The sequence below is a fragment of the Cellulomonas fimi genome (assembly GCF_012952065.1).
In the GTDB taxonomy this organism is placed as follows: Bacteria; Actinomycetota; Actinomycetes; order Actinomycetales; family Cellulomonadaceae; genus Pengzhenrongella; species Pengzhenrongella fimi_A.
In genome coordinates, this window is record NZ_JABCJJ010000083.1 from 1 (window position 1) to 650 (window position 650).

Annotated in this window: 2 protein-coding genes; both read left to right on the forward strand. The window is 69.4% G+C overall.

Features of this window, described 5'->3' with window-relative positions; genetic code table 11:
• Nucleotides 1-311: hypothetical protein (locus tag HIR71_RS16300; protein ID WP_169326108.1), on the forward strand; the 311-nt coding region annotated here is incomplete at its 5' end.
• 14 nt (nt 312-325) lie between these two features.
• A complete protein-coding gene (locus HIR71_RS16305; RefSeq protein ID WP_169326109.1) occupies nt 326-637 on the forward strand; it encodes a pore-forming ESAT-6 family protein in 312 nt (103 codons plus the stop codon).
• Nucleotides 638-650 lie beyond the last annotated feature (13 nt).

Genomic DNA, 650 nt, shown 5'->3' on the forward strand with positions numbered 1-650 from the left:
TGTCGACGTTGACGAGGCGGACGTCGTCGTCGGGTGAGGACCTGGGGGCGTTGGTGCGTGAGCTGGCGCAGGCCGCCGAGCCGCTGCAGGGGAAGTTCAACGGTGCGGGGCGGGCGGCGTTCGACAGGTTCAAGTCCGAGACGGACCGGATCGCTGTCGACCTGAACGGTGCGTTGGGTGCGGTGCTGACCGGGATCTCGGGGATGGACCGCTCGTTCACCGAGGGTGATGCGCAGATGGCCGACGAGACCCGCGCGAGCGAGGGGTCCACGTCGTTCGACGCGGCCCGTTTCGGTTCGGCGAAGGCCTGAAGGGGGCACCGGAGATGGCGAACAGCACCGACCGCCGCGACTACGAGATCGCGGCCTCCCAGACCGCGCAGGAGAACTTCAACGCCGTCGCCCAGCGCCTGGAGGCGTTGATCGACGAGCGCGACCGGGACGTCAAGACCGCGATGGCCGACTACCTGGCCGACGGGGTCTCGGAGGACTACGCGACCAAGGAAGCCCGCTGGAACCAGGTCGCGGGCGAGGTCCGCACCATCATCGGCACCCTGCGCGGGGCGCTGGAGAAGAACGACGCCACGGCGCAGGACTCGCTGAAGAAGGCCAAGGCCGCCGTCGACGCGATCGGCTGACGCGTCGATGAGC